Annotated in this window: 2 protein-coding genes; one reads left to right on the forward strand and one right to left on the reverse strand. The window is 46.0% G+C overall.

Going from position 1 to position 1,553, the window contains the following annotated elements; genetic code table 11:
- Positions 1–27: 27 nt before the first annotated feature.
- Complete coding sequence (locus B3M90_RS06505; protein ID WP_290783089.1) at positions 28–642, reverse strand: NAD(P)-dependent oxidoreductase; 615 nt, start codon at positions 640–642, stop codon at positions 28–30.
- Between the two features lie 181 nt (positions 643–823).
- Here B3M90_RS06505 and B3M90_RS06510 point away from each other — a divergent pair, with 181 nt between their 5' ends.
- Positions 824–1,513 (forward strand): hypothetical protein, encoded by a 690-nt coding sequence (locus tag B3M90_RS06510; RefSeq protein WP_290755713.1) that lies wholly within the window; start codon positions 824–826, stop codon positions 1,511–1,513.
- The last annotated feature ends 40 nt before the right edge of the window (positions 1,514–1,553 follow it).

Below are 1,553 nucleotides of genomic sequence, written 5' to 3' on the forward strand. Positions count from 1 at the left end.
CTGACTTTTGAGTCAGCCCCTTCTTCATCATTCAGCGAGACCGACACTCGACTTGATGTGATCTTCTGTTTCGATCGCCTGTAAGAGGAAATGCGCCACGTCTGCACGATTGATTTGTTTCGCATCTTCCGGTACACCTGTATCCGCTTGACGATAAAGTCCCGTCAACGGACCGTTCAGTAAGCGAAGTGGTCGTGCTACCGTATAGTCAAGATCCGCCTGTTGCAGGAGTGCAATCGCTTGACGGTGATCTTTTAATGGGTTCTTCAGAATGCGTTGGGCAAGCATCCCTTGCACGCCAGGCAACTCATCATCGACACCGGCAGAGGCGACATAACCAATCCGCTCTACTCCTTGTTTTTTCATCGCTGTCACGATTCGAACGAGACTTCGTTCTAAAAAGCCACTGTAAGCAAGACTCTCCGTACCGAGTGCTGTCAGGACAGCCTCTTGCCCGGCAATTGCAGCCGTCACCGCTTCTTGATCGAGCACGTCGCCCTTAACGACATGTAACCTTTCGTCACGTAGTGTCAGTTTTTCCGGACTACGGACGAATGCCGTGACCTCATGGCCGTGATCAATCGCCTGCTTGACCAGTTCTTGCCCCGTTTGACCCGTCGCTCCAAAAATAATCAGTTTCATACAAAACATCCTTTCTCTTTCAAGATCCACTGATTCCATCATACCCTTACCACTTGAAAGTGAATCGTCTCACCTTGTCTTTATTTTCAGAAAATTGTTTTTATTTGTTAAGCGTGTATGCTAAAATCTTCCTAAGTACATATGGATATTTTTTCCTTAAAAACAGGAAGGAGGATCGCTTGTGTTACGGCAACGCTTTATCATGTCGCTCGGTGTCATTTTGATTGGTCTGTTCTTGTTTCAAACTACCGCGACGTATATTTACACGCATTACATCATGCCGGATCCTTTTAAAAAGCCTTCGATTGCAGAAACTGAAGCGAATGGCGAAATTAGTTTTAAAAACGGTCACTCACCTACTAACACAAAAGGCAAGATGCCTTTTGAACCGATCGATCCACGACCTGGTCCGAAAGAGCTCTGGAAATCCCTTAAAGCGGATGCCTCTGACTCTCCCTTTTCTTATCTACAATATGTCATTTTAATCAGCTTATTTAGTTTCATGGTCTGGAAACTCGTTCAGTCGCGTCGCGTGAAAAAACGGCGCAGGTCTACAGGAGACGTAACGGATGACGTTCCATTCGCTCAATCAATCTTTCATCCTGCTTCTTTAAGAAAATCATCTTATCTGTATGCATCGTATTCGTCTTCACGTGTCCGTGATCTCGTCATCCGTTTTGAGCAACACTTACCGCGCAGTCAGCAACGTCGTCCGAACGAAACGCTTGAAGACTGGTTACGTCGGATTGAGGTCCCTGTCGATTTTCAGTTGTATCGGAATATCCGCTACGGTGACATGTCGGAAACGATCATCACGGACGATGAGATTCTACGCTTCGAACAACAACTAGCACGCTACTCAACCATTTGACCTTGGAGGGATTTCCTATGAAACTACAACAATTAAAAGA

The organism is Exiguobacterium sp. UBA6309 (assembly GCF_002439205.1).
Classification (GTDB): Bacteria; Bacillota; Bacilli; order Exiguobacteriales; family Exiguobacteriaceae; genus Exiguobacterium_A.

Coding starts and splice junctions, on each gene's coding strand:
- B3M90_RS06505 (WP_290783089.1), bottom strand. CDS start 642: ATGAAACTGATTATTTTTGGAGCGACGGGTCAAACGGGGCAAGAACTG.